This window comes from Serratia sp. Ag1, from assembly GCF_000743355.1.
Taxonomy (GTDB): domain Bacteria; phylum Pseudomonadota; class Gammaproteobacteria; order Enterobacterales; family Enterobacteriaceae; genus Chania.
Window position 1 is genome coordinate 1 of the sequence record NZ_JQEI01000056.1, and the last position, 22,190, is coordinate 22,190.

The 22,190-nt window shown below is 51.0% G+C and carries 15 protein-coding genes, 4 tRNA genes and 1 rRNA gene; 17 read left to right on the forward strand and 3 right to left on the reverse strand.

Annotated elements, in window-relative coordinates; translation table 11 throughout:
• Nucleotides 1-173: 173 nt before the first annotated feature.
• From rrf to birA, 3 genes are all read left to right on the forward strand, one after another.
• Nucleotides 174-289, forward strand: a 5S ribosomal RNA gene (rrf, locus tag IV04_RS23035).
• 393 nt (nucleotides 290-682) lie between these two features.
• Entirely contained in the window at nucleotides 683-1,720 is a 1,038-nt protein-coding gene (gene murB / locus IV04_RS23040; RefSeq protein WP_037403539.1) for a UDP-N-acetylmuramate dehydrogenase, read from the forward strand.
• The gene (gene birA, locus IV04_RS23045) at nucleotides 1,717-2,679 is read left to right on the forward strand and encodes a bifunctional biotin--[acetyl-CoA-carboxylase] ligase/biotin operon repressor BirA (RefSeq protein WP_037403541.1); all 963 of its coding nucleotides are present in this window, start codon (nucleotides 1,717-1,719) and stop codon (nucleotides 2,677-2,679) included. Before murB ends, birA begins: the two co-directional genes overlap by 4 nt.
• A 43-nt stretch (nucleotides 2,680-2,722) precedes the next feature.
• Here birA and coaA read toward each other — a convergent pair whose 3' ends face one another.
• Nucleotides 2,723-3,673 (reverse strand): type I pantothenate kinase, encoded by a 951-nt coding sequence (coaA, locus tag IV04_RS23050; RefSeq protein WP_037403543.1) that lies wholly within the window; start codon nucleotides 3,671-3,673, stop codon nucleotides 2,723-2,725.
• Between the two features lie 546 nt (nucleotides 3,674-4,219).
• Between coaA and IV04_RS23055 the strand changes: the two genes are divergently transcribed.
• The 14 genes from IV04_RS23055 (at nucleotide 4,220) to shiA (ending at nucleotide 20,065) form a co-directional block, all read left to right on the forward strand.
• Nucleotides 4,220-4,295 (forward strand) — tRNA-Thr (locus IV04_RS23055).
• 24 nt (nucleotides 4,296-4,319) lie between these two features.
• A tRNA-Tyr gene (locus IV04_RS23060) sits at nucleotides 4,320-4,404 on the forward strand.
• Nucleotides 4,405-4,589: 185 nt separating this feature from the next.
• Nucleotides 4,590-4,664, forward strand: a tRNA-Gly gene (locus IV04_RS23065).
• A 6-nt stretch (nucleotides 4,665-4,670) separates the two neighbouring features.
• Nucleotides 4,671-4,746 (forward strand) — tRNA-Thr (locus tag IV04_RS23070).
• A gap of 109 nt (nucleotides 4,747-4,855) precedes the next feature.
• Nucleotides 4,856-6,040 carry an elongation factor Tu gene (gene tuf, locus IV04_RS23075; protein WP_037403546.1) on the forward strand — a complete coding sequence of 395 codons (1,185 nt, stop codon included), beginning with the start codon at nucleotides 4,856-4,858 and terminating at the stop codon, nucleotides 6,038-6,040.
• Between the two features lie 254 nt (nucleotides 6,041-6,294).
• Complete coding sequence (secE, locus tag IV04_RS23080; protein WP_037403547.1) at nucleotides 6,295-6,678, forward strand: preprotein translocase subunit SecE; 384 nt, start codon at nucleotides 6,295-6,297, stop codon at nucleotides 6,676-6,678.
• A 1-nt stretch (nucleotide 6,679) separates the two neighbouring features.
• Complete coding sequence (nusG, locus tag IV04_RS23085; protein ID WP_004929914.1) at nucleotides 6,680-7,225, forward strand: transcription termination/antitermination protein NusG; 546 nt, start codon at nucleotides 6,680-6,682, stop codon at nucleotides 7,223-7,225.
• A 157-nt stretch (nucleotides 7,226-7,382) separates the two neighbouring features.
• Nucleotides 7,383-7,811, forward strand: coding sequence for a 50S ribosomal protein L11 (rplK, locus tag IV04_RS23090; RefSeq protein ID WP_037403548.1), 429 nt, complete (start codon nucleotides 7,383-7,385; stop codon nucleotides 7,809-7,811).
• Between the two features lie 3 nt (nucleotides 7,812-7,814).
• A complete protein-coding gene (gene rplA, locus IV04_RS23095; RefSeq protein ID WP_037403549.1) occupies nucleotides 7,815-8,519 on the forward strand; it encodes a 50S ribosomal protein L1 in 705 nt (234 codons plus the stop codon).
• 336 nt (nucleotides 8,520-8,855) lie between these two features.
• A complete protein-coding gene (rplJ, locus tag IV04_RS23100) occupies nucleotides 8,856-9,353 on the forward strand; it encodes a 50S ribosomal protein L10 (RefSeq protein WP_020828745.1) in 498 nt (165 codons plus the stop codon).
• A gap of 63 nt (nucleotides 9,354-9,416) precedes the next feature.
• Nucleotides 9,417-9,782 carry a 50S ribosomal protein L7/L12 gene (rplL, locus tag IV04_RS23105; protein WP_037403551.1) on the forward strand — a complete coding sequence of 122 codons (366 nt, stop codon included), beginning with the start codon at nucleotides 9,417-9,419 and terminating at the stop codon, nucleotides 9,780-9,782.
• 328 nt (nucleotides 9,783-10,110) lie between these two features.
• Nucleotides 10,111-14,139: a DNA-directed RNA polymerase subunit beta gene (gene rpoB, locus IV04_RS23110; RefSeq protein ID WP_037403553.1), complete on the forward strand. Its 4,029-nt coding sequence runs from the start codon at nucleotides 10,111-10,113 to the stop codon at nucleotides 14,137-14,139.
• Between the two features lie 236 nt (nucleotides 14,140-14,375).
• On the forward strand, nucleotides 14,376-18,602 hold the full coding sequence (gene rpoC, locus IV04_RS23115; RefSeq protein ID WP_037403575.1) for a DNA-directed RNA polymerase subunit beta': 4,227 nt from the start codon (nucleotides 14,376-14,378) through the stop codon (nucleotides 18,600-18,602).
• A gap of 107 nt (nucleotides 18,603-18,709) precedes the next feature.
• Nucleotides 18,710-20,065: a shikimate transporter gene (gene shiA, locus IV04_RS23120; protein WP_037403554.1), complete on the forward strand. Its 1,356-nt coding sequence runs from the start codon at nucleotides 18,710-18,712 to the stop codon at nucleotides 20,063-20,065.
• A 212-nt stretch (nucleotides 20,066-20,277) separates the two neighbouring features.
• On the opposite strand, the gene thiH is transcribed toward shiA, so the two are convergent.
• A complete protein-coding gene (gene thiH / locus IV04_RS23125) occupies nucleotides 20,278-21,411 on the reverse strand; it encodes a 2-iminoacetate synthase ThiH (RefSeq protein ID WP_037403555.1) in 1,134 nt (377 codons plus the stop codon).
• On the reverse strand, nucleotides 21,411-22,190 hold the full coding sequence (locus IV04_RS23130) for a thiazole synthase (protein WP_037403557.1): 780 nt from the start codon (nucleotides 22,188-22,190) through the stop codon (nucleotides 21,411-21,413). Before IV04_RS23130 ends, thiH begins: the two co-directional genes overlap by 1 nt.

Genomic DNA, 22,190 nt, shown 5'->3' on the forward strand with positions numbered 1-22,190 from the left:
TGAGGTAACCAGTAGTAATGAACCGTGAGGCTTAACCTAACAACACCGAAGGTGTTTTGAGAGAGAGTAGTACGATGGTTTGAGTGTCAGGGGATGTTCCGGATTGGTTCTGGTGGTTGCGTGCATACGAGAGAGGAGTATGTGATGTAACGGCTGGAATGAGAAAGAATTTGCCTGGCGGCAATAGCGCGGTGGTCCCACCTGACCCCATGCCGAACTCAGAAGTGAAACGCCGTAGCGCCGATGGTAGTGTGGGGTCTCCCCATGCGAGAGTAGGACACTGCCAGGCATCAAACACGCAAAAAGGCCATCCGCAAGGATGGCCTTTTTGCGTTGAGGTCACCGTGTTAACAAGCTTTATTAATTCTTTTATCTGCTCCAGCCTTCGTGTATGAATGATTAAATATAGCGAAGACTACTATCTGAAATATCCTAAATAATTTAGTTTTAATTATTAATCTAATATTCATAGATATATATAATATTTATAAAACTTATATAACTCAGAGTGCCGAATTACTATAAATAATGTAGTATTCATATCAATATGATCTTAATGACTTTTTCTATTTTTTATTAAAAAATGATGATAAAAACTCAGAGCAATAAAAACAAATAATAGCCATATTGGCCGAATCGAGTAGACTAGATGATAATTTATTACGCCAGAGTATTTAACGTCATGTCTACTGAAAACACTTCTTTAAAAAAACACAATACCTTTGCACTCCCAGCTAACGCGGCGCATTTGGTTATTGCTGAAAAAATTGAAATGATGCTCAAGGCTTGGCAGAAAGCGCAAAAGCGCCAGGAGCCACTGTTGGTGATCGGTGAAGGGAGTAATGTCCTCTTCTTAGAAGATTTTGCCGGTACTGTCATGGTCAATAGCCTGAAAGGTATTGAAGTCAGAGAAGAGGATGATGCTTGGCATCTTCATGTCAGCTCTGGTGAGAATTGGCACTATCTAGTAAGCAAGGCCCTTGAACAAGAAATCCCCGGATTGGAAAACCTCGCACTGATTCCTGGCCTGGTAGGTTCTGCGCCAATCCAAAATATTGGTGCCTATGGTTTGGAATTGAAACATGTCTGTGAATATGTCGATCTGCTTAATCTGACTACTGGTGAGATCGACCGTATGAGCTCTGAGCGCTGCAAATTTGGCTATCGTGAAAGCGTGTTTAAACACGAGTTTAAAGTTGGCTATGTCATTGTAGGTGTCGGTTTACGGCTCAATAAGCAGTGGAACCCTCTCTTAAACTACGGTGAGCTTAGTAAACTGGATCAACAGACTGTTACGCCACAGCAAGTTTTTGATGCGGTATGTGCCATGCGGCGTAGCAAGCTGCCGGATCCACGGGTTATGGGCAATGCAGGCAGTTTCTTCAAAAACCCGCTTGTAAGCAAGGAGCTGGCTGATACGCTGCTTGTCACTTATCCAACGATGCCTCATTACCCGCAGTTGGACGGGCAAGTCAAATTGGCTGCAGGTTGGCTCATCGATCAGTGTTCGTTAAAGGGATATCAGATTGGTGGTGCTGCAGTACACCGTCAACAAGCATTGGTTTTGGTGAATACCGGCAATGCTAGTAGTCAGGATGTGGTTGCACTTGCAAGGTATGTGCGTAATACGGTGGCAGAGAAATTTGATGTCTGGTTAGAGCCTGAGGTGCGTTTTATCGGAGCGAGTGGTGAACTGGATGCAATCGAGGTTCTTTCATGAAAGATACCAAAGTACCGCTGAAGATTATCTCACTTCTCGCTGATGGCGAGTTTCATTCTGGCGAGCATTTGGGTGAATTTCTGGGTATGAGCCGAGCGGCTATTAACAAGCATATTCAGACGATCCGGGAATGGGGGCTGGATGTGTTCACCGTGCCAGGAAAAGGCTATAGCCTGCCAGCGGCAATGAATTTACTGGATGCTGAACGTATTCTCAGCATGCTGGAAGATAAGCGTGTAACGGTTTTACCGGTTGTCGATTCAACGAATCAGTATCTGCTGGACCGAGTGGCAGATCTAGAATCTGGTGATGCCTGTGTTGCAGAATATCAGCAGGCAGGCCGTGGTCGGCGTGGGCGCCAGTGGATCTCACCTTTTGGTGCGAATCTCTATTTATCTATGTTCTGGCGTCTTGAACAAGGGCCTGCTGCTGCAATGGGGTTGAGCTTGGTCATTGGTATTGTGATGGCTGAAGTGTTGCAACGTCTGGGGGCAGAGCAAGTCCGAGTCAAATGGCCAAATGATTTGTATCTTAATGACCGTAAACTGGCTGGCATACTTGTTGAACTGACGGGTAAGACAGGCGATGCGGCGCAACTGGTACTCGGTGCTGGTATTAACATGGCGATGCGTGAAACGCATGCTAATAAGATCGATCAACGTTGGGTTAATCTACAAGAAACAGGGATCAATATTGATCGCAATGAATTAGCTGCAACTTTACTTAATGAGTTACGCCAATCATTACAGCAATTCGAAATCGAAGGGTTATCGTCATTTATTTCCCGTTGGCGCCAACTGGATAATTTTATTGATCGACCCGTTAAACTTTTAATTGGCGAACAGCAGATTTTTGGTATTGCCAGAGGCATCGACCAACAAGGAGCATTACTGCTTGAACAGGAGGGCGTTATTAAACCCTTTATTGGTGGTGAGATCTCTTTACGCAGTGCTAGCTGATATTGCGAAATAAGAGAGGTTGATAGTCTCTCTTATTTTATCCTTATTTCCGCAGTCGCACGCTTTCGACAGCATGATTGGCACTTTTGGTCATGATCAGGCTGGCACGCTCGCGTGTTGGAAGTATATTTTGATGTAAATTCAATCCGTTAATTTCATTCCACAACTGTGTAGCGATGCTAATCGCCTCCGTTTCTGGAAGCTTCGCATAGTTGTGGAAATAAGAGTCCGGATTAGAGAAGGCACCTTGGCGGAATTTCAAAAAACGGTTGATATACCACGATTGTAATAACTCTTCTGGGGCATCTACATATATTGAGAAGTCGACAAAGTCAGAGACAAAGACGCGATGGGGATCGTGAGGATAATCCATACCGCTTTGCAGGACGTTCAAGCCTTCGAGAATCAGGATGTCAGGCTGTTCAATAACTTTATTGCCTTCTGGAACAACATCATAAATCAAATGAGAATAGACCGGAGCGGTGACAGATTTGGCCCCTGATTTTACTTCCGAAACGAATTTCACCAAGTTGTGCATATCATAGGACTGTGGAAATCCTTTTTTCTTCATCAAACCACGTTCGCTCAGCACCTTGTTCGGATGCAGGAAACCATCTGTAGTCACCAACTCTACGCTGCGATGCTCGGGCCAACGGCTCAGCAATGCCTGTAACAAACGTGCCGTCGTACTTTTACCCACGGCTACGCTGCCTGCAATACCAATAACATAGGGGATGCGCTGGCCATCCGTGCCCAGGAATTGCTCTAGAACCGCTTGGCGACGCAGGTTGGAGCTGATGTAGAAGTTCAGCAGTCGTGAAAGTGGTAGATAGATCTGTGCTACCTCTTCCAAAGAGAGATCCTCGTTAATCCCTTTCAGTTTAACAATCTCTTCTTCCGACAGCGTCAGCGGTACCGAATTGCGCAATGCAGCCCACTGGGTACGATCGAACTGAAGATATGGCGTTGCTAAAGATTGCTCTCTTTTTATCATAAGCCAAATTCTGCCTGTTAACGCAGGTTGGGAACGGCGTCAGACGCCAACTCCAGATAATAAACAAACTGCATATTATAGACAGCTTCGTTTTTGGCGTAGACATTTTTCGTAAATGTTACCGAATTAGTATGAATTTATGCCGATAGGGCGGACAGGTATGCCGTTGATTAAGCATTATCTTTCGGTAATGAAGCCATTCTCTGGCTGGTTGGCGGTGTGTGAAGAGGGATTGTGCGAAGGGAATTTAAAGTACTTTTTTATACGAGGGAGTTTTTACTGATCCAGTGTATCGAGCACGATCACAAATTTTTTGTCAAAAAGCGAGTTAGGCGTCGGTCAACATGGAAAAGCGTTGAGGAACCCTTGCAAAGAATAAATAAAATTGTACAAAATAGCATCTGCTCTGATTAGGTATGAGCATATCCTGAGGGAGTAATGGCTAGCGAACAGGCAAAATCGCATGATTTATGAGCGATAGTGCGCGGAACGCAAATTTTTTGTTGCATAGCCCGCCAGCTCTACCTAGAATGCGCTGCACTTGATGCCGGCTTAGCTCAGTAGGTAGAGCAACTGACTTGTAATCAGTAGGTCACCAGTTCGATTCCGGTAGCCGGCACCAATCAAGTCACAGTAGTTAAAATTAGGTGGGGTTCCCGAGCGGCCAAAGGGAGCAGACTGTAAATCTGCCGTCACAGACTTCGAAGGTTCGAATCCTTCCCCCACCACCAAATTCGATTCTGGTAAAAGAATCAAAGCATGGAGGCAGAGGCCTTCATGGAGAAAGTGCAAGCTTTCTAGAATTCGCGCAAGATGGCAAAAGCCATTGGCACGAAGGGTGCAGAGTTAAGTGACAAACGATTCTTTCTCGCACCTACAAATTCACAGATAAAGTCAGGTAGCCGAGTTCCAGGATGCGGGCATCGTATAATGGCTATTACCTCAGCCTTCCAAGCTGATGATGTGGGTTCGATTCCCACTGCCCGCTCCAAGATGTGCTGATATAGCTCAGTTGGTAGAGCGCACCCTTGGTAAGGGTGAGGTCGGCAGTTCGAATCTGCCTATCAGCACCACTTCTTAATTCCTCGTCCCCTGATTTTCTTTCTGTTCTGGATTCAACAAGCAAATGCTTGGTTGATGTGGTGATATCACCGATTTATCCGTGTCTTAGAGGGACAATCGATGTCTAAAGAAAAGTTCGAACGTACAAAACCGCACGTTAACGTCGGTACTATCGGCCACGTTGACCACGGTAAAACTACCCTGACTGCTGCAATCACCACCGTACTGGCTAAAACCTACGGCGGTAGCGCACGTGCTTTCGACCAGATCGATAACGCGCCAGAAGAAAAAGCGCGCGGTATCACCATCAACACTTCTCACGTTGAGTACGATACCCCGACTCGTCACTACGCGCACGTTGACTGCCCAGGGCACGCCGACTACGTGAAAAACATGATCACCGGTGCTGCTCAGATGGACGGCGCTATTCTGGTGGTTGCTGCAACTGATGGCCCAATGCCACAGACCCGTGAGCACATCCTGTTGGGCCGTCAGGTTGGCGTTCCTTACATCATCGTGTTCATGAACAAATGTGACATGGTTGATGATGAAGAGCTGCTGGAGCTGGTAGAAATGGAAGTGCGTGAACTTCTGTCTGCCTATGACTTCCCGGGTGATGATCTGCCAGTGGTTCGTGGTTCAGCTCTGCAAGCGCTGAATGGCGTGCCAGAGTGGGAAGAGAAGATCATCGAACTGGCTGGTTACCTGGATTCGTACATCCCAGAACCAGAGCGTGCGATTGACAAGCCATTCCTGCTGCCAATCGAAGACGTATTCTCCATCTCTGGTCGTGGCACCGTTGTTACCGGTCGTGTTGAGCGCGGTATCATCAAGGTGGGTGAAGAAGTTGAAATCGTTGGTATCAAAGACACCGTTAAGTCTACCTGTACTGGCGTAGAAATGTTCCGCAAACTGCTGGACGAAGGCCGTGCGGGTGAGAACGTGGGTGTTCTGCTGCGTGGTATCAAGCGTGAAGATATCGAACGTGGTCAGGTTCTGGCGAAGCCAGGCTCAATCAAACCACACACTCAGTTCGATTCAGAAGTGTATATCCTGAGCAAAGAAGAAGGTGGTCGTCATACTCCATTCTTCAAAGGCTACCGTCCACAGTTCTACTTCCGTACTACTGACGTGACCGGTACCATCGAACTGCCAGAAGGCATCGAGATGGTCATGCCAGGTGACAACGTGAATATGAAAGTCACGTTGATCCACCCAATCGCAATGGACGACGGCCTGCGTTTCGCAATCCGTGAAGGCGGTCGTACTGTAGGTGCGGGCGTTGTTGCCAAAGTTATCGCTTAATCGCTGATAATATTTGACGCGACATGCGGTAAAAGGGCATCATTTGATGCCCTTTTTATACGCTGTGAACTAGAACCTATCTCATCAGCGATTTTGCAGTCATAATCATTGGTGAGATGGGCTCTTAAACCGTATTGAATGGAATACGTCATGGCGTAAAACACCGAGTGTTGTTAAGCAGCATCTGATCGGTTTGGTTTGCCTCGCATAGCGAGGCAAAGTTATTTGTTTGAATCATTGTGACAGGTTGGTTTATGAGTGCGAATACCGAGGCTCAAGGGAGCGGACGTGGCCTTGAAGTGGCTAAGTGGCTGATCGTCGCCGTTCTGCTGGTTATGGCTATTGTCGGTAACTATTATTACCGTGATTTCAGCCTGCCATTGCGTGCACTGGCAGTTGTATTGATCATTGTTGTTGCTGGTGCAGTGGCACTGATGACCACCAAAGGCAAAGCCACTGTCGCGTTTGCACGCGAAGCGCGCACTGAAGTGCGCAAGGTGATTTGGCCAACTCGTCAGGAAACGTTACATACCACGTTGATTGTTGCTGCGGTAACCGCCGTGATGTCACTGATTCTGTGGGGGCTGGATGGTATTCTGGTCCGCCTGGTATCGTTTATTACTGGCCTGAGGTTCTAAAATGTCTGAAGCCCCAAAAAAGCGTTGGTACGTCGTTCAGGCGTTTTCCGGTTTTGAAGGTCGCGTAGCTCAATCACTGCGTGAACACATCAAGCTGCACGATATGGAAGAGCTGTTCGGCGAAGTCATGGTTCCTACGGAAGAAGTGGTTGAAATCCGTGGTGGCCAGCGTCGCAAGAGTGAGCGCAAATTCTTCCCTGGTTATGTATTAGTCCAGATGGTGATGAATGATGCTAGCTGGCACTTGGTGCGCAGCGTTCCTCGCGTTATGGGCTTCATCGGCGGAACTTCCGATCGTCCGGCACCGATCAGCGACAAAGAAGTTGATGCGATTATGAACCGCCTGCAGCAGGTGGGTGATAAGCCGCGTCCGAAAACGTTGTTTGAGCCGGGTGAACTGGTGCGTGTCAATGATGGTCCATTCGCAGATTTCAACGGTGTAGTTGAAGAAGTGGACTATGAGAAAAGCCGCCTGAAGGTTTCTGTTTCGATCTTTGGCCGTGCAACACCGGTAGAACTGGACTTCAGTCAGGTCGAGAAAGGTTGATCAATTCGTCAGTAGTGTAGGCGGATTTGTTGCTTGTAAGAGGCGCGGAATTGAACTACAATTTCGCGCCTTTTGTTTTTAGATGCCTCGCTCTTGGAGCGGGGTAAAACACGGGGAGCCTCTCAGGAGGCGATACTACCCATACGAGGAAATTTCAATGGCCAAGAAAGTACAAGCCTATGTCAAGCTGCAAGTTGCAGCTGGTATGGCTAACCCGAGCCCGCCAGTCGGTCCAGCTCTGGGTCAGCAAGGTGTTAACATCATGGAATTCTGTAAGGCTTTTAACGCTAAGACTGATAGCGTTGAAAAAGGTCTGCCGATCCCGGTTGTTATTACCGTTTATTCTGATCGCTCCTTCACTTTTGTTACCAAAACCCCGCCAGCAGCAGTTCTGCTGAAAAAAGCGGCTGGTGTTAAGTCTGGTTCCGGCAAGCCGAACAAAGACAAAGTGGGTAAAGTGACTCGTGCTCAGGTACGTGACATCGCAGAAACCAAAGCTGCGGACATGACTGGTTCTGACGTTGAAGCGATGACTCGCTCAATCGAAGGTACTGCTCGTTCCATGGGCCTGGTAGTGGAGGATTAAGAGATGGCTAAGCTGACCAAGCGCATGCGCGTGATCCGTGACAAAGTTGATGCTACTAAACAGTATGACATCACCGAAGCTGTTGCTCTGCTGAAAGAGCTGGCCACCGCTAAATTCGTAGAAAGCGTTGACGTTGCTGTTAACCTCGGCATCGACGCTCGTAAATCAGACCAAAACGTACGTGGTGCTACCGTTCTGCCTCACGGCACCGGTCGTTCCGTTCGCGTTGCTGTATTTGCCCAAGGCCCTAACGCTGAAGCTGCTAAAGCGGCTGGCGCAGAGCTGGTAGGTATGGAAGATCTGGCCGATCAGATCAAGAAAGGCGAAATGAACTTCGACGTTGTTATTGCTTCCCCGGATGCAATGCGCGTTGTGGGTCAACTGGGCCAGGTTCTGGGTCCACGTGGCCTGATGCCAAACCCGAAAGTGGGTACCGTTACTCCGAACGTTGCTGAAGCGGTGAAAAACGCTAAAGCAGGTCAGGTGCGTTATCGTAACGATAAAAACGGCATCATCCATACCACAATCGGTAAGGTTGATTTCGATACAGACAAGCTGAAAGAAAACCTGGAAGCCCTGCTGGTTGCTCTGAAAAGAGCAAAACCTTCTCAGGCGAAAGGTGTGTACATCAAGAAAGTTAGCCTCTCCACCACCATGGGTGCTGGTGTGGCTATCGATCAAAGCGGCTTGTCTGCTGCAGCGAACTGATCGCCCAGCGATTATCGCTTTGACTTGGGGTAAATATTCACCTAGAATCTTATGCCCCAAGGTTTTGCTGTAGCTTTGCTAAAGCAAAACAACAGATTTTTCGGTTGGAGCCTGGCCTATCCAGGCCTCCGTCCAAGACCGCAGGTGTGCCCTAAAGCACTTAATTTTCCTGCGTAGACGGTGACAGAGCCTAAAGAAATTTTTTCTTTTTAAAAGAATGGTCTTTGCTGGATTCTGCTCACCGTGTTAAGCCGCTTGTCACTGCGTGGTTACACAAGGGGATAAGTGAAGTGAGTTCCGGGGATTTTCCCCGGCTAATCCAGGAGCAAAAAGCTAATGGCATTAAATCTTCAAGACAAACAAGCGATTGTTGCTGAAGTCAACGAAGTGGCCAAAGGCGCGCTGTCTGCGGTTGTTGCGGATTCCCGCGGCGTTACCGTTGATAAAATGACTGAACTGCGTAAAGCAGGTCGTGAAGCTGGCGTTTACATGCGTGTTGTTCGCAACACTCTGATGCGTCGCGTAGTTGAAGGCACTCCATTCGAATGCCTGAAAGACACGTTTGTCGGTCCAACCTTGATTGCATTCTCTAACGAACACCCGGGCGCTGCTGCTCGTCTGTTCAAAGAGTTCGCGAAAGCGAATGCAAAATTCGAGGTTAAAGCTGCGGCCTTTGAAGGTGAGCTGATCCCTGCGGCACAAATTGACCGCCTGGCAACGCTGCCTACTTACGATGAAGCAATCGCACGCCTGATGGCAACCATGAAAGAAGCCGCTGCCGGCAAACTGGTTCGCACTCTGGCTGCTCTGCGCGATCAGAAAGAAGCGGCATAAGCCACTCTTTCTTAGCCTTTGCTAACGTATTTAAACTATTTCTGAATTTTAGGAACAATTGCTATGTCTATCACTAAAGACCAAATCCTGGAAGCCGTTGCTGCCATGTCCGTAATGGACGTTGTTGAGCTGGTTTCTGCTATGGAAGAAAAATTCGGCGTTTCTGCTGCTGCTGCTGTGGCTGTTGCTGCAGGTCCTGCTGAAGTTGCTGAAGAAAAAACTGAGTTCGACGTTGTTCTGTCTGTTGTTGGCGGTAACAAAGTTGCTGTTATCAAAGCAGTACGTGGCGCAACCGGTCTGGGCCTGAAAGAAGCTAAAGACCTGGTAGAATCTGCTCCAGCAGTACTGAAAGAAGGCATCAGCAAAGACGACGCTGAAGCTCTGAAAAAATCTCTGGAAGAAGCTGGTGCTTCTGTTGAAGTTAAATAAGTTTAACTTCTCAGAGTGCAGTCTGGCTTAACAGACTGATGGCTGGTGACTTTTTGGTCACCAGCCTTTTTGCGCTGTAGGGTGTCAGTAGAGTTTCACACTGTTTGGCTACTGGCTAACCCCAATATTTCTTTCTATCGACGACTTAATATACTGCTCTCCCTGCTGCAGCCGAATCTGTTGCAAAGGCAATGAAATGATTTAAGCGTGATAGAAACGAGTATTGCGGAAAGTATTCCTGCTTTCCGATCGACAAAATGGTGTTGCATGAACTGTCCTGATTCTGGGCAGACAAATGGTTCGACTTTCCAGCGAGCTGAGGAACCCTATGGTTTACTCCTATACCGAGAAGAAACGTATTCGTAAGGATTTTGGTAAACGTCCACAAGTTTTGGACATACCTTATCTCCTTTCTATCCAGCTTGACTCGTTCCAGAAGTTTATCGAGCAAGATCCAGAAGGGCAGCACGGCCTAGAAGCCGCGTTCCGTTCTGTTTTCCCTATCCAGAGCTACAGTGGCAATTCGGAGCTGCAATACGTTAGCTACCGTCTTGGTGAGCCGGTGTTTGACGTCAAAGAATGCCAGATTCGTGGTGTGACGTACTCTGCGCCGCTGCGGGTAAAACTGCGTCTGGTTATCTACGAGCGTGAAGCGCCAGAAGGTACGGTCAAAGACATCAAGGAACAAGAAGTCTATATGGGCGAAATTCCGCTCATGACCGAAAACGGTACCTTCGTGATTAACGGTACTGAGAGGGTTATCGTATCCCAGCTACACCGTAGCCCGGGTGTGTTCTTCGACAGCGATAAGGGTAAAACCCACTCCTCGGGTAAAGTGCTGTATAACGCACGTATTATCCCTTACCGTGGTTCATGGCTGGATTTCGAGTTTGACCCGAAAGACAACCTGTTCGTGCGTATTGACCGTCGCCGCAAACTGCCAGCGACTATCATTCTGCGCGCCCTGAATTACACCACTGAGCAGATCCTTGATCTGTTCTTTGCAAAAATTGTTTTCGAGATCCGTGACAACAAACTGCAGATGGAACTGGTTCCAGAGCGTCTGCGTGGTGAAACTGCGACCTTTGATATTGAAGCCAACGGCAAGATCTACGTTGAGAAAGGCCGTCGTATCACCGCTCGTCATATCCGTCAGCTCGAAAAAGACGAAATTAAGAGTATTGAAGTACCGGTTGAATACATCGCGGGCAAAGTGGTCGCGAAGGACTATATCGATACCAATACTGGTGAGCTGATCTGTGCTGCCAACATGGAGCTGTCGCTGGATCTGCTGGCCAAGCTGAGCCAGTCTGGTCATAAGCGTATCGAAACGCTGTTCACCAACGATCTGGATCACGGTGCGTACATCTCTGAAACCGTACGTGTCGATCCGACCACCGATCGCCTGAGCGCGCTGGTAGAAATTTACCGCATGATGCGCCCTGGTGAACCACCAACGCGTGAAGCGGCGGAAAGCCTGTTCGAGAACCTGTTCTTCTCTGAAGACCGCTACGATCTGTCTGCGGTTGGCCGGATGAAGTTCAACCGTTCTCTGCTGCGTGACGAGATCGAAGGTTCGGGCATCCTGAGCAAAGACGACATCATCGAAGTGATGAAGAAGCTCATCGATATCCGTAACGGTAAAGGCGAAGTGGACGACATCGACCACTTGGGCAACCGTCGTATCCGTTCCGTTGGCGAAATGGCGGAGAACCAGTTCCGTGTCGGTCTGGTGCGTGTTGAGCGTGCGGTGAAAGAACGTCTGTCTCTGGGCGATCTGGACACTCTGATGCCTCAAGACATGATCAACGCCAAGCCGATTTCGGCGGCGGTGAAAGAGTTCTTCGGCTCAAGCCAGCTTTCTCAGTTTATGGACCAGAACAACCCGTTGTCTGAGATCACGCACAAACGTCGTATCTCTGCATTGGGCCCAGGCGGTTTGACCCGTGAACGTGCGGGCTTTGAAGTTCGAGACGTACACCCGACTCACTATGGTCGCGTGTGCCCAATCGAAACGCCGGAAGGTCCGAACATCGGTCTGATCAACTCCCTGTCTGTGTACGCGCAGACCAACGAGTATGGCTTCCTGGAAACCCCGTACCGCCGCGTGCGTGACGGCGTGGTGACCGATGAGATCAACTATCTGTCTGCTATTGAAGAAGGCAACTTCGTTATCGCCCAGGCGAACTCCAACCTGGATGAAGATGGCCGTTTCATAGAAGACCTGGTTACCTGTCGTAGCAAAGGCGAATCAAGCCTGTTCAGCCGCGATCAGGTTGACTACATGGACGTTTCTACCCAGCAGGTGGTTTCTGTTGGTGCTTCACTGATTCCATTCCTGGAACACGATGACGCCAACCGTGCATTGATGGGTGCGAACATGCAACGTCAGGCGGTACCAACTCTGCGCGCTGACAAGCCGCTGGTCGGTACTGGTATGGAACGTGCTGTTGCGGTTGACTCCGGTGTGACTGCCGTAGCTAAGCGTGGTGGTGTGATCCAGTACGTGGATGCTTCCCGTATCGTTATCAAAGTTAACGAAGACGAGATGTACCCGGGCGAAGCAGGTATCGATATTTATAACCTGACCAAGTACACCCGTTCTAACCAGAACACCTGTATCAACCAGATGCCGTGTGTGAGTCTGGGTGAACCTATCGAGCGCGGCGACGTGCTGGCTGATGGGCCATCTACCGATCTGGGTGAACTGGCTCTGGGTCAGAATATGCGCGTAGCGTTCATGCCTTGGAACGGCTACAACTTCGAAGACTCCATTTTGGTCTCCGAGCGCGTAGTTCAGGAAGATCGCTTCACGACTATCCACATTCAGGAACTGGCGTGTGTGTCTCGTGACACCAAGCTGGGGCCTGAAGAGATCACTGCCGACATCCCGAACGTGGGTGAAGCGGCGCTCTCCAAGCTGGATGAGTCCGGTATCGTGTATATCGGCGCGGAAGTGACCGGTGGCGACATTCTGGTCGGTAAGGTAACGCCGAAAGGTGAAACCCAACTGACGCCAGAAGAGAAACTGCTGCGTGCGATCTTCGGTGAGAAAGCGTCTGACGTTAAAGACTCTTCTCTGCGTGTACCAAACGGTGTTTCCGGTACGATTATCGACGTGCAGGTCTTCACCCGCGATGGCGTGGAAAAAGACAAGCGTGCGTTGGAAATCGAAGAGATGCAGCTGAAGCAGGCGAAGAAAGACCTGACTGAAGAACTGCAGATTCTGGAAGCGGGCCTGTTTGCACGTATCCATGCGGTGCTGGTTGCTGGCGGTATTGAAGCTGAGAAGCTGAGCAAGCTGCCACGCGATCGCTGGTTGGAACTGGGCCTGACCGACGAAGAGAAGCAAAACCAGCTGGAACAGCTGGCAGAGCAGTATGACGAACTGAAATCTGACTTCGAGAAGAAGCTGGATGCCAAGCGTCGTAAGATCACCCAAGGTGACGATCTGGCACCAGGCGTGCTGAAAATCGTTAAGGTTTATCTGGCCGTTAAGCGTCAGATCCAACCGGGTGACAAGATGGCAGGCCGCCACGGTAACAAAGGTGTTATCTCCAAGATCAACCCGATCGAAGATATGCCTTACGATGAAAACGGCACGCCGGTTGACATCGTACTGAACCCGCTGGGCGTTCCATCACGTATGAACATTGGTCAGATCCTGGAAACCCACCTGGGCATGGCGGCGAAAGGCATTGGTGAGAAGATCAACCAAATGCTGAAGCAGCAGCAGGAAGTCGCCAAACTGCGTGAGTTCATCCAGAAAGCTTACGATCTCGGCGATGATGTTTGCCAGAAAGTCGATCTGAACACCTTCAGCGACGATGAAGTGATGCGTCTGGCAGAGAACCTGAAAAAAGGTATGCCAATCGCAACGCCGGTCTTCGATGGTGCGAAAGAGACTGAAATCAAGCAATTGCTGGAAATGGGCGGTATCCCGACTTCGGGTCAGATTACGCTGTTTGATGGCCGTACCGGCGAGCAGTTCGAGCGTCAGGTCACCGTTGGCTATATGTACATGCTGAAACTGAACCACTTGGTTGACGATAAAATGCACGCTCGTTCTACCGGTTCTTACAGCTTGGTAACTCAGCAGCCGCTGGGTGGTAAGGCGCAATTCGGTGGTCAGCGCTTCGGTGAGATGGAAGTGTGGGCGCTGGAAGCCTACGGCGCAGCTTACACCTTGCAGGAAATGCTTACCGTGAAGTCCGATGATGTCAATGGCCGTACCAAGATGTACAAAAACATCGTGGATGGCGATCACCGCATGGAACCTGGCATGCCGGAATCCTTCAACGTTCTGTTGAAAGAAATCCGCTCGCTGGGGATCAACATCGAACTGGAAGGCGACTAATCGCTATTCCGGCTCAGGTTCCCGGCCTAGGGAACCTGAGGGTGGTTGTTCAGGTCACACGGGCGCACAATGGTGCTCAAAAGATTTCAAGCTGTAGCAAGGCGGCAACTGAATGAATTCCCAGGAACTTACTCAGGTAAGTGACTGGGGTGAATGAGGGCAGCCAACAAGGCTACAGTTTGAAAGATGAAGAGCAGCGTGTTCCCAACAGGTTTAACTCCGACAGGAGCCAATCCGTGAAAGACTTATTAAAGTTTCTGAAAGCGCAAACTAAGACCGAAGAGTTTGATGCGATCAAGATTGCTCTGGCATCGCCAGACATGATCCGTTCATGGTCGTTCGGTGAAGTTAAAAAGCCGGAAACCATTAACTACCGTACGTTCAAACCTGAGCGTGACGGCCTTTTCTGCGCCCGTATCTTTGGGCCAGTAAAAGATTACGAGTGCCTGTGCGGTAAGTACAAGCGCTTGAAGCACCGCGGTGTTATCTGTGAGAAGTGCGGCGTTGAAGTGACCCAGACTAAAGTGCGCCGTGAGCGTATGGGCCACATCGAACTGGCTTCCCCGACTGCGCACATCTGGTTCCTGAAATCGCTGCCATCCCGCATCGGTTTGCTGCTGGATATGCCACTGCGTGACATCGAACGTGTACTGTACTTCGAATCCTATGTGGTGGTTGAAGGCGGTATGACCAACCTTGAGCGTCGTCAGATCCTGACTGAAGAGCAGTATCTGGACGCGCTGGAAGAGTTTGGTGACGAATTCGACGCCAAGATGGGTGCGGAAGCTATTCAGGCCCTGTTGAAGAACATGGATCTGGAAGCCGAGTGCGAGCAACTGCGTGAAGAGTTGAACGAAACCAACTCCGAAACCAAGCGTAAGAAGCTGACCAAGCGTATCAAGCTGCTGGAAGCGTTCGTTCAATCGGGTAACAAGCCAGAGTGGATGATCCTGACCGTGCTGCCGGTACTGCCACCGGATCTGCGTCCGCTGGTTCCACTGGATGGTGGCCGTTTCGCGACGTCCGATCTGAACGATCTGTACCGCCGCGTGATCAACCGTAACAACCGTTTGAAGCGTCTGCTGGATCTAGCTGCGCCAGACATCATCGTGCGCAACGAAAAGCGTATGCTGCAAGAAGCGGTAGATGCCCTGCTGGATAACGGTCGTCGCGGTCGTGCGATTACCGGTTCCAACAAGCGTCCGCTGAAGTCTTTGGCCGATATGATCAAAGGTAAGCAGGGTCGTTTCCGTCAGAACCTGTTGGGTAAACGCGTTGACTACTCTGGTCGTTCGGTTATCACCGTAGGTCCATACCTGCGTCTGCACCAGTGCGGTCTGCCAAAGAAAATGGCATTGGAGCTGTTCAAACCGTTCATCTACGGCAAGCTGGAACTGCGTGGCCTGGCCACCACCATCAAAGCTGCCAAGAAAATGGTTGAGCGCGAAGAAGCTGTCGTTTGGGATATCCTGGACGAAGTGATCCGCGAACACCCGGTACTGCTGAACCGTGCACCAACCCTGCACCGTTTGGGTATCCAGGCGTTTGAACCGGTTCTGATCGAAGGTAAAGCGATCCAACTGCACCCATTGGTTTGTGCGGCATACAACGCCGACTTCGATGGTGACCAGATGGCTGTTCACGTACCGCTGACGCTGGAAGCCCAGTTGGAAGCGCGTGCGCTGATGATGTCTACCAACAACATCCTGTCACCTGCGAACGGCGAGCCAATCATCGTTCCATCTCAGGACGTGGTATTGGGTCTGTACTACATGACGCGTGACTGTGTTAACGCCAAAGGCGAAGGCATGGTTCTGACGGGCCCGAAAGAAGCTGAACGTGTTTATCGCGCCGGTCTGGCTTCTCTGCATGCGCGTGTCAAAGTGCGTATTGTAGAAGAGATCAAAAATACCGAAGGCGAGACCGTCCATCAGACCACGCTGGTTGATACCACTATTGGTCGTGCCATCCTGTGGATGATCGTACCAAAAGGTCTGCCGTACTCGATCGTTAACCAGCCTCTGGGCAAGAAAGCGATCTCCAAGATGCTGAACACCTGTTACCGCATCCTGGGCCTGAAGCCGACCGTTATCTTTGCTGACCAGATCATGTATACCGGTTTTGCTTACGCAGCCCGTTCAGGTGCTTCCGTAGGTATCGATGACATGGTGATCCCAGCGAAAAAAGCGGAGATCATCGAAGAAGCGGAAACCGAAGTTGCCGAGATCCAGGAGCAGTTCCAGTCTGGTCTGGTTACCGCTGGCGAACGCTATAACAAAGTGATCGATATCTGGGCTGCAGCGAACGAACGTGTTGCTAAAGCGATGATGGAAAACCTGTCGGTTGAAGACGTGGTTAACCGTGACGGCGTGGTGGAACAGCAAGTTTCCTTCAACAGCATCTTTATGATGGCTGACTCCGGTGCGCGTGGTTCCGCCGCTCAGATTCGTCAGTTGGCGGGTATGCGTGGCCTGATGGCGAAGCCAGACGGCTCAATCATCGAAACGCCAATCACCGCGAACTTCCGTGAAGGCTTGAACGTACTCCAGTACTTCATCTCCACGCACGGTGCGCGTAAAGGTTTGGCGGATACCGCACTGAAAACAGCAAACTCCGGTTATCTGACCCGTCGTCTGGTTGACGTGGCGCAGGATCTGGTGGTGACTGAAGACGACTGTGGTACTCACAACGGCATCATGATGACCCCGGTTATCGAAGGTGGTGACGTTAAAGAGCCACTGCGTGAGCGCGTTCTGGGTCGTGTGACGGCGGAAGACGTGATCAAGCCGGGTACGGCAGATATCCTGATCCCGCGTAACACTCTGCTGAACGAGAAAGCCTGTGACCTGTTAGAAGAAAACTCTGTCGATAGCGTTAAGGTGCGTTCCGTCGTTAGCTGTGAAACCGACTTTGGCGTGTGTGCCAACTGCTATGGTCGCGATCTGGCACGTGGTCACATCATCAACAAAGGCGAAGCCATCGGCGTTATCGCGGCTCAGTCCATCGGGGAACCGGGTACACAGCTGACGATGCGTACGTTCCACATCGGTGGTGCGGCTTCGCGTGCGGCTGCTGAATCCAGCATCCAGGTGAAGAACAAGGGTACGCTGAAGCTGAGCAACGTTAAGTTCGTGATGAACGCAACGGGCAAGCTGGTGATTACTTCACGTAATACCGAGCTGAAGCTGATCGACGAATTTGGTCGTACCAAAGAAAGCTACAAAGTGCCTTACGGTGCCGTAATGGGCAAAGGTGACGGTGCAGAAGTTAACGGTGGCGAGACCGTGGCTAACTGGGATCCGCACACCATGCCAGTTATCAGTGAAGTGAGTGGTTTCATCCGCTTCGCTGATATGGTCGATGGCCAGACCATTACCCGCCAGACCGACGAACTGACCGGTTTGTCTTCTCTGGTGGTACTGGACAGCGCAGAGCGTACCGGTAGCGGTAAAGACCTGCGTCCGGCACTGAAAATCGTTGATGCCAAAGGCGACGACGTATTGATCCCAGGTACTGATATGCCTGCTCAATACTTCCTGCCGGGCAAAGCGATTGTGCAGTTGGAAGACGGCATTCAGATCGGTGCGGGTGATACCCTGGCGCGTATTCCTCAGGAATCCGGCGGTACCAAGGATATTACCGGTGGTCTGCCACGCGTTGCGGATCTGTTCGAAGCACGTCGTCCGAAAGAGCCTGCGATCCTGGCTGAAATCAGCGGGATTATCTCGTTCGGTAAAGAGACCAAAGGCAAACGTCGTCTGGTGATCTCTCCGTTGGACGGCAGCGATGCTTACGAAGAGATGATTCCGAAATGGCGTCAGCTCAACGTGTTTGAAGGTGAAATTGTGGAACGTGGTGACGTTGTTTCTGACGGCCCAGAATCGCCACATGACATTCTGCGTTTGCGTGGCGTACATGCGGTTACCCGCTACATCACCAACGAAGTGCAGGAAGTTTACCGTCTGCAAGGTGTTAAGATTAACGATAAGCACATCGAAGTTATCGTTCGTCAGATGCTGCGCAAAGGCACCATCGTCAGCGCAGGTGGCACCGAGTTCCTGGAAGGTGAGCAGGCTGAAGTGTCACGCGTCAAGATTGCTAACCGTAAGCTTGCGGCTGAAGGCAAGATCGAAGCTACCTTCTCGCGCGATCTGCTGGGTATCACCAAGGCTTCCTTGGCGACCGAGTCCTTCATCTCTGCTGCATCGTTCCAGGAAACGACGCGTGTTCTCACCGAAGCGGCGGTTGCCGGTAAGCGTGATGAACTGCGTGGTCTGAAAGAGAACGTCATCGTGGGCCGTCTGATCCCAGCCGGTACCGGTTACGCTTATCACCAGGATCGTATGCGTCGTAGAGCGCAGGGTGAAGTGCCAGTTGTGCCGCAGGTGAGCGCGGCAGAAGCAACGGCGAGCTTGGCCGAGTTGCTCAACGCAGGTAACCTGGGTGGTAATGACGACGAGTAAGTCATCCAGATCTGATGTTTGATTAACTGCACGTTATAAAGCCCTGGCTGTCACAGCCAGGGCTTTTTGTTGTACAGTGCCTGTAAAGTTAAAACAACGGGATAGGCATGGATACCTCAACATCAATCAGGCACAGTACTTCTGTGAACGGCGTAATCACGCCAGAAACCCAATCAAATAGCCACTCTCAACGCCGGGCACGCCGCGCGGCCTGGGGGAGCTTTGTGGGTGCAGTCGTCGATTGGTACGACTTTTTGCTGTACGGAATAGTTGCCGCGTTAGTGTTTAATACGGAATTTTTCCCCCAGGTCAGCCCAACCATGGGCACATTGGCCGCTTTTGGCACCTTTGGCGTAGGCTTCCTGTTTCGCCCGCTGGGTGGGATTGTGTTTGGGCACTTTGGCGACAAGCTGGGCCGCAAACGCATGCTGATGATTACCGTCTGGATGATGGGTGGTGCTACCGCCTTGATTGGCCTGCTACCCTCTTTTGCGACAGCAGGCTGGTGGGCCCCGGTTATGCTGGTACTGCTGCGGGCCATCCAGGGTTTTGCGGTTGGTGGCGAATGGGGCGGGGCTGCTCTGTTGGCGGTTGAAAGTGCGCCGAAAAAGAGAAAAGCTTTTTACAGTAGTGGGGTACAAATTGGTTTTGGCGTTGGTCTATTGCTGGCAACGGGCTCGGTTTCTATTGTTAACCAGTTTACCACTAATGAAGAGTTTATAAGTTGGGGCTGGCGTTTGCCGTTCTTATTTAGTCTGCTGTTGGTAGCGATTGCCTGGTGGGTGCGGAACGGCATGGATGAGTCTCTGGAGTTCGAAGCAAATAAAACATTACAGGACAGAGCCGAAAAAATACGCAAGTTCCCGATTTTAGAAGCGTTGCGTCAAAATCCTAAGGCATTTTTATTGATTATCGCCCTGAGGCTGGGGGAACTGCTCACGATGTATATCGTGACGGCTTTTGCGCTGAATTACTCCACCACACACCTTGGCCTCGCCCGCGACATGTTTCTGAACATTGGTTTACTGGTGGGGGCGGTGAGCTGCATCTCCATTCCTTGTTTTGCCTATTTGGCCGATCGCTTTGGCCGACGTCGGATCTACGTGACAGGCGCGTTAATTGGTTTCGCCAGCGCAGTGCCATTCTTTATGGCGCTCGAGAGCCGTAATACTCTGATGATTATCTTGTTTGCCATTATGCTCGGGAATGTGGCGCACGACATGCTGGTCAGCGTGCAGCAGCCGATGTTTACCGAGTTGTTTGGTACGGCTTATCGTTATAGCGGTGCTGGGGTTGGCTATCAGGTTGCCAGCGTCGTTGGCGGTGGTTTCACACCTTTCATCGCCGTACTGCTGGTGGAATTTATGGATGGTTCCTGGCATTTGGTGGCCGCCTATCTGGCAATAGGCTGTCTGTTATCGGCGATCGTCGGGGCAAGCATGAAGCCGCAGGCTGCAGATTAAACCGGTAAGAATCCGGAGACGCACGGGGGATGTCCGCGCGCTCCGGGGTTTGGTAAGGCAAGGTCATCAAGAGGGAGAGATAACCTTGGCTGGCCCCAGGTTTGGTAGCCAACGCAGCCACTATAGCTAGGCTAATTTTCAGTACCAGCCTGTCTGGTTAGCTTTGCGCATGGCCTCCAGCACTAATCAATTGCCTGTGTAATCGTTGCAATTTATTGCGTAGCACGCCCCAGATACTCATCCCAATCCTTCCACACCGGCTGCAACCCAGCAGCGTTCATAGCCTGTGCCACTTGTTGTGGTGTGCGGTTATCGTGAGGTTCAAACTGCTCCAGCTCCGCAGGTGTATCATCGGCATAGCCTCCTGGCTGGGTTTTTGAACCGGCGCTGACGCTGTTAATTGCCAACGGGATCATATGATCGCGGAAGAACGGTGATTCGCGGGTCGATAACGACAGCTCAACATCGGGAGCAAACAGGCGGAAAGCACAGATGAGCTGTACCAGTTGCGGCTCACTCATCACCGAAGCGGGTTCAATACCCCCGGCACAGGGCCGCAAACGGGGGAACGAGATGGAGTAACGGCTCTGCCAGTAGGTTTGTTGCAGATAGAACAGATGCTCCGCCAGCATGTAGCAATCAGTGCGCCAACTGCTGGAAAGCCCGATTAATGCGCCAAGGCCGATCTTGTCGATCCCGGCGCGGCCCAAACGATCCGGTGTCGCCAGCCGCCAGTGGAAATCCTGCTTTTGCCCGCGCAGATGGTGCCGTTGATAAGTGGCCGCATGGTAGGTTTCCTGATAAACCATCACGCCATCCAGCCCCAGCGTTTTCAGTTCGACATAATCCGCCTCGGCCATGGGTTGCACCTCCATCATCAGCGAGCTGAAATGGTTGCGGATTTGCGGCAGATGCTGGCGGAAATACGCCATGCCCACTTTATTCTGGTGTTCACCGGTCACCAGCAGCAGATGCTCAAAACCCAGTGCTTTGATCGCTGCACATTCCCGCTCAATCTCGTCACTGTCTAGCGTTTTACGTTTGATACGGTTACTCATGGAGAAACCGCAGTAAGTGCAGTCGTTAGCACACAGGTTGGAGAGATATAACGGAACGTAAAAGCTCACCACGTTACCAAAGCGTTGGCGCGTCAGTTGCTGCGCGCGTTGTGCCAGCGGTTCCAGATAGGGCGTAGCAGCAGGGGAAATCAGCGCCATAAAGTCATCACGCGTCAGTTTTGCTGCGTTGAGTGCCACTTCGACATCGCGCGCGGTTTTGCTGTTGATGCGTAACTGGACGTCATCCCAATCCAGTTGTTGCCAGCGGTGACTGAAATCATCACTCATCAGTGAGCCTCCTCAGAGTGGCTGAGAAACGCGGTCAGCGGACTGGAGGCAACGGCAACCCGCTGGCGATGCCCTAATCCGGCGTGGCGTGCCAGCTCACCAGCCTCTAGCGCCAAGCGGAACGCCCGCGCCATTTGCACCGGATCCTGCGCTACCGCGATGGCAGTATTGACCAGCACCGCGTCAGCCCCTAATTCCATGGCCTCTAATGCATGGCTTGGGGCACCGATGCCCGCATCGACCACCACCGGTACCTTGGCTTGTTCGATGATGATTTCAAGGAAATCGCGGGTTAGCAGGCCACGGTTAGAACCAATCGGCGCACCGAGCGGCATCACTGCTGCACATCCGGCTTCTTCCAACCGTTTACATAACACCGGATCGGCACCGCAGTAAGGCAGCACAACGAAACCCTCTTTGACCAGAGTTTCTGCGGCTTTCAAGGTTTCGATCGGATCTGGCAGCAGGTATTTTACATCTGGGTGGATTTCCAGTTTTACCCAGTGAGTCCCGAGCGCTTCGCGTGCCAATCGGGCGGCAAACACCGCTTCGGCAGCGGTTTTGGCCCCGGAGGTATTTGGCAGCAGCTTCACACCCAATTGTTGCAGCGGTGCCAGAATGGCATCGTTACCGCCGCGCAGATCGACGCGTTTCATGGCCATGGTGACTAACTGAGAGCCGGATGCTTGCAAGGCCGCCAACATCAAGGCGGGTGTGGCAAACTTGCCGGTGCCGGTGAACAGGCGTGAAGTAAAAGTAGTATCGGCGATTTTTAGCAT

Bases quoted from the DNA above. Each gene is read 5' to 3' on its own strand.
- murB (WP_037403539.1), top strand. From the start codon at position 683: ATGTCTACTGAAAACACTTCTTTAAAAAAACACAATACCTTTGCACTC.
- birA (WP_037403541.1), top strand. From the start codon at position 1,717: ATGAAAGATACCAAAGTACCGCTGAAGATTATCTCACTTCTCGCTGAT.
- coaA (WP_037403543.1), bottom strand. From the start codon at position 3,673: ATGATAAAAAGAGAGCAATCTTTAGCAACGCCATATCTTCAGTTCGAT.
- tuf (WP_037403546.1), top strand. From the start codon at position 4,856: ATGTCTAAAGAAAAGTTCGAACGTACAAAACCGCACGTTAACGTCGGT.
- secE (WP_037403547.1), top strand. From the start codon at position 6,295: ATGAGTGCGAATACCGAGGCTCAAGGGAGCGGACGTGGCCTTGAAGTG.
- nusG (WP_004929914.1), top strand. From the start codon at position 6,680: ATGTCTGAAGCCCCAAAAAAGCGTTGGTACGTCGTTCAGGCGTTTTCC.
- rplK (WP_037403548.1), top strand. From the start codon at position 7,383: ATGGCCAAGAAAGTACAAGCCTATGTCAAGCTGCAAGTTGCAGCTGGT.
- rplA (WP_037403549.1), top strand. From the start codon at position 7,815: ATGGCTAAGCTGACCAAGCGCATGCGCGTGATCCGTGACAAAGTTGAT.
- rplJ (WP_020828745.1), top strand. From the start codon at position 8,856: ATGGCATTAAATCTTCAAGACAAACAAGCGATTGTTGCTGAAGTCAAC.
- rplL (WP_037403551.1), top strand. From the start codon at position 9,417: ATGTCTATCACTAAAGACCAAATCCTGGAAGCCGTTGCTGCCATGTCC.
- rpoB (WP_037403553.1), top strand. From the start codon at position 10,111: ATGGTTTACTCCTATACCGAGAAGAAACGTATTCGTAAGGATTTTGGT.
- shiA (WP_037403554.1), top strand. From the start codon at position 18,710: ATGGATACCTCAACATCAATCAGGCACAGTACTTCTGTGAACGGCGTA.
- thiH (WP_037403555.1), bottom strand. From the start codon at position 21,411: ATGAGTGATGATTTCAGTCACCGCTGGCAACAACTGGATTGGGATGAC.
- IV04_RS23130 (WP_037403557.1), bottom strand. From the start codon at position 22,190: ATGCTAAAAATCGCCGATACTACTTTTACTTCACGCCTGTTCACCGGC.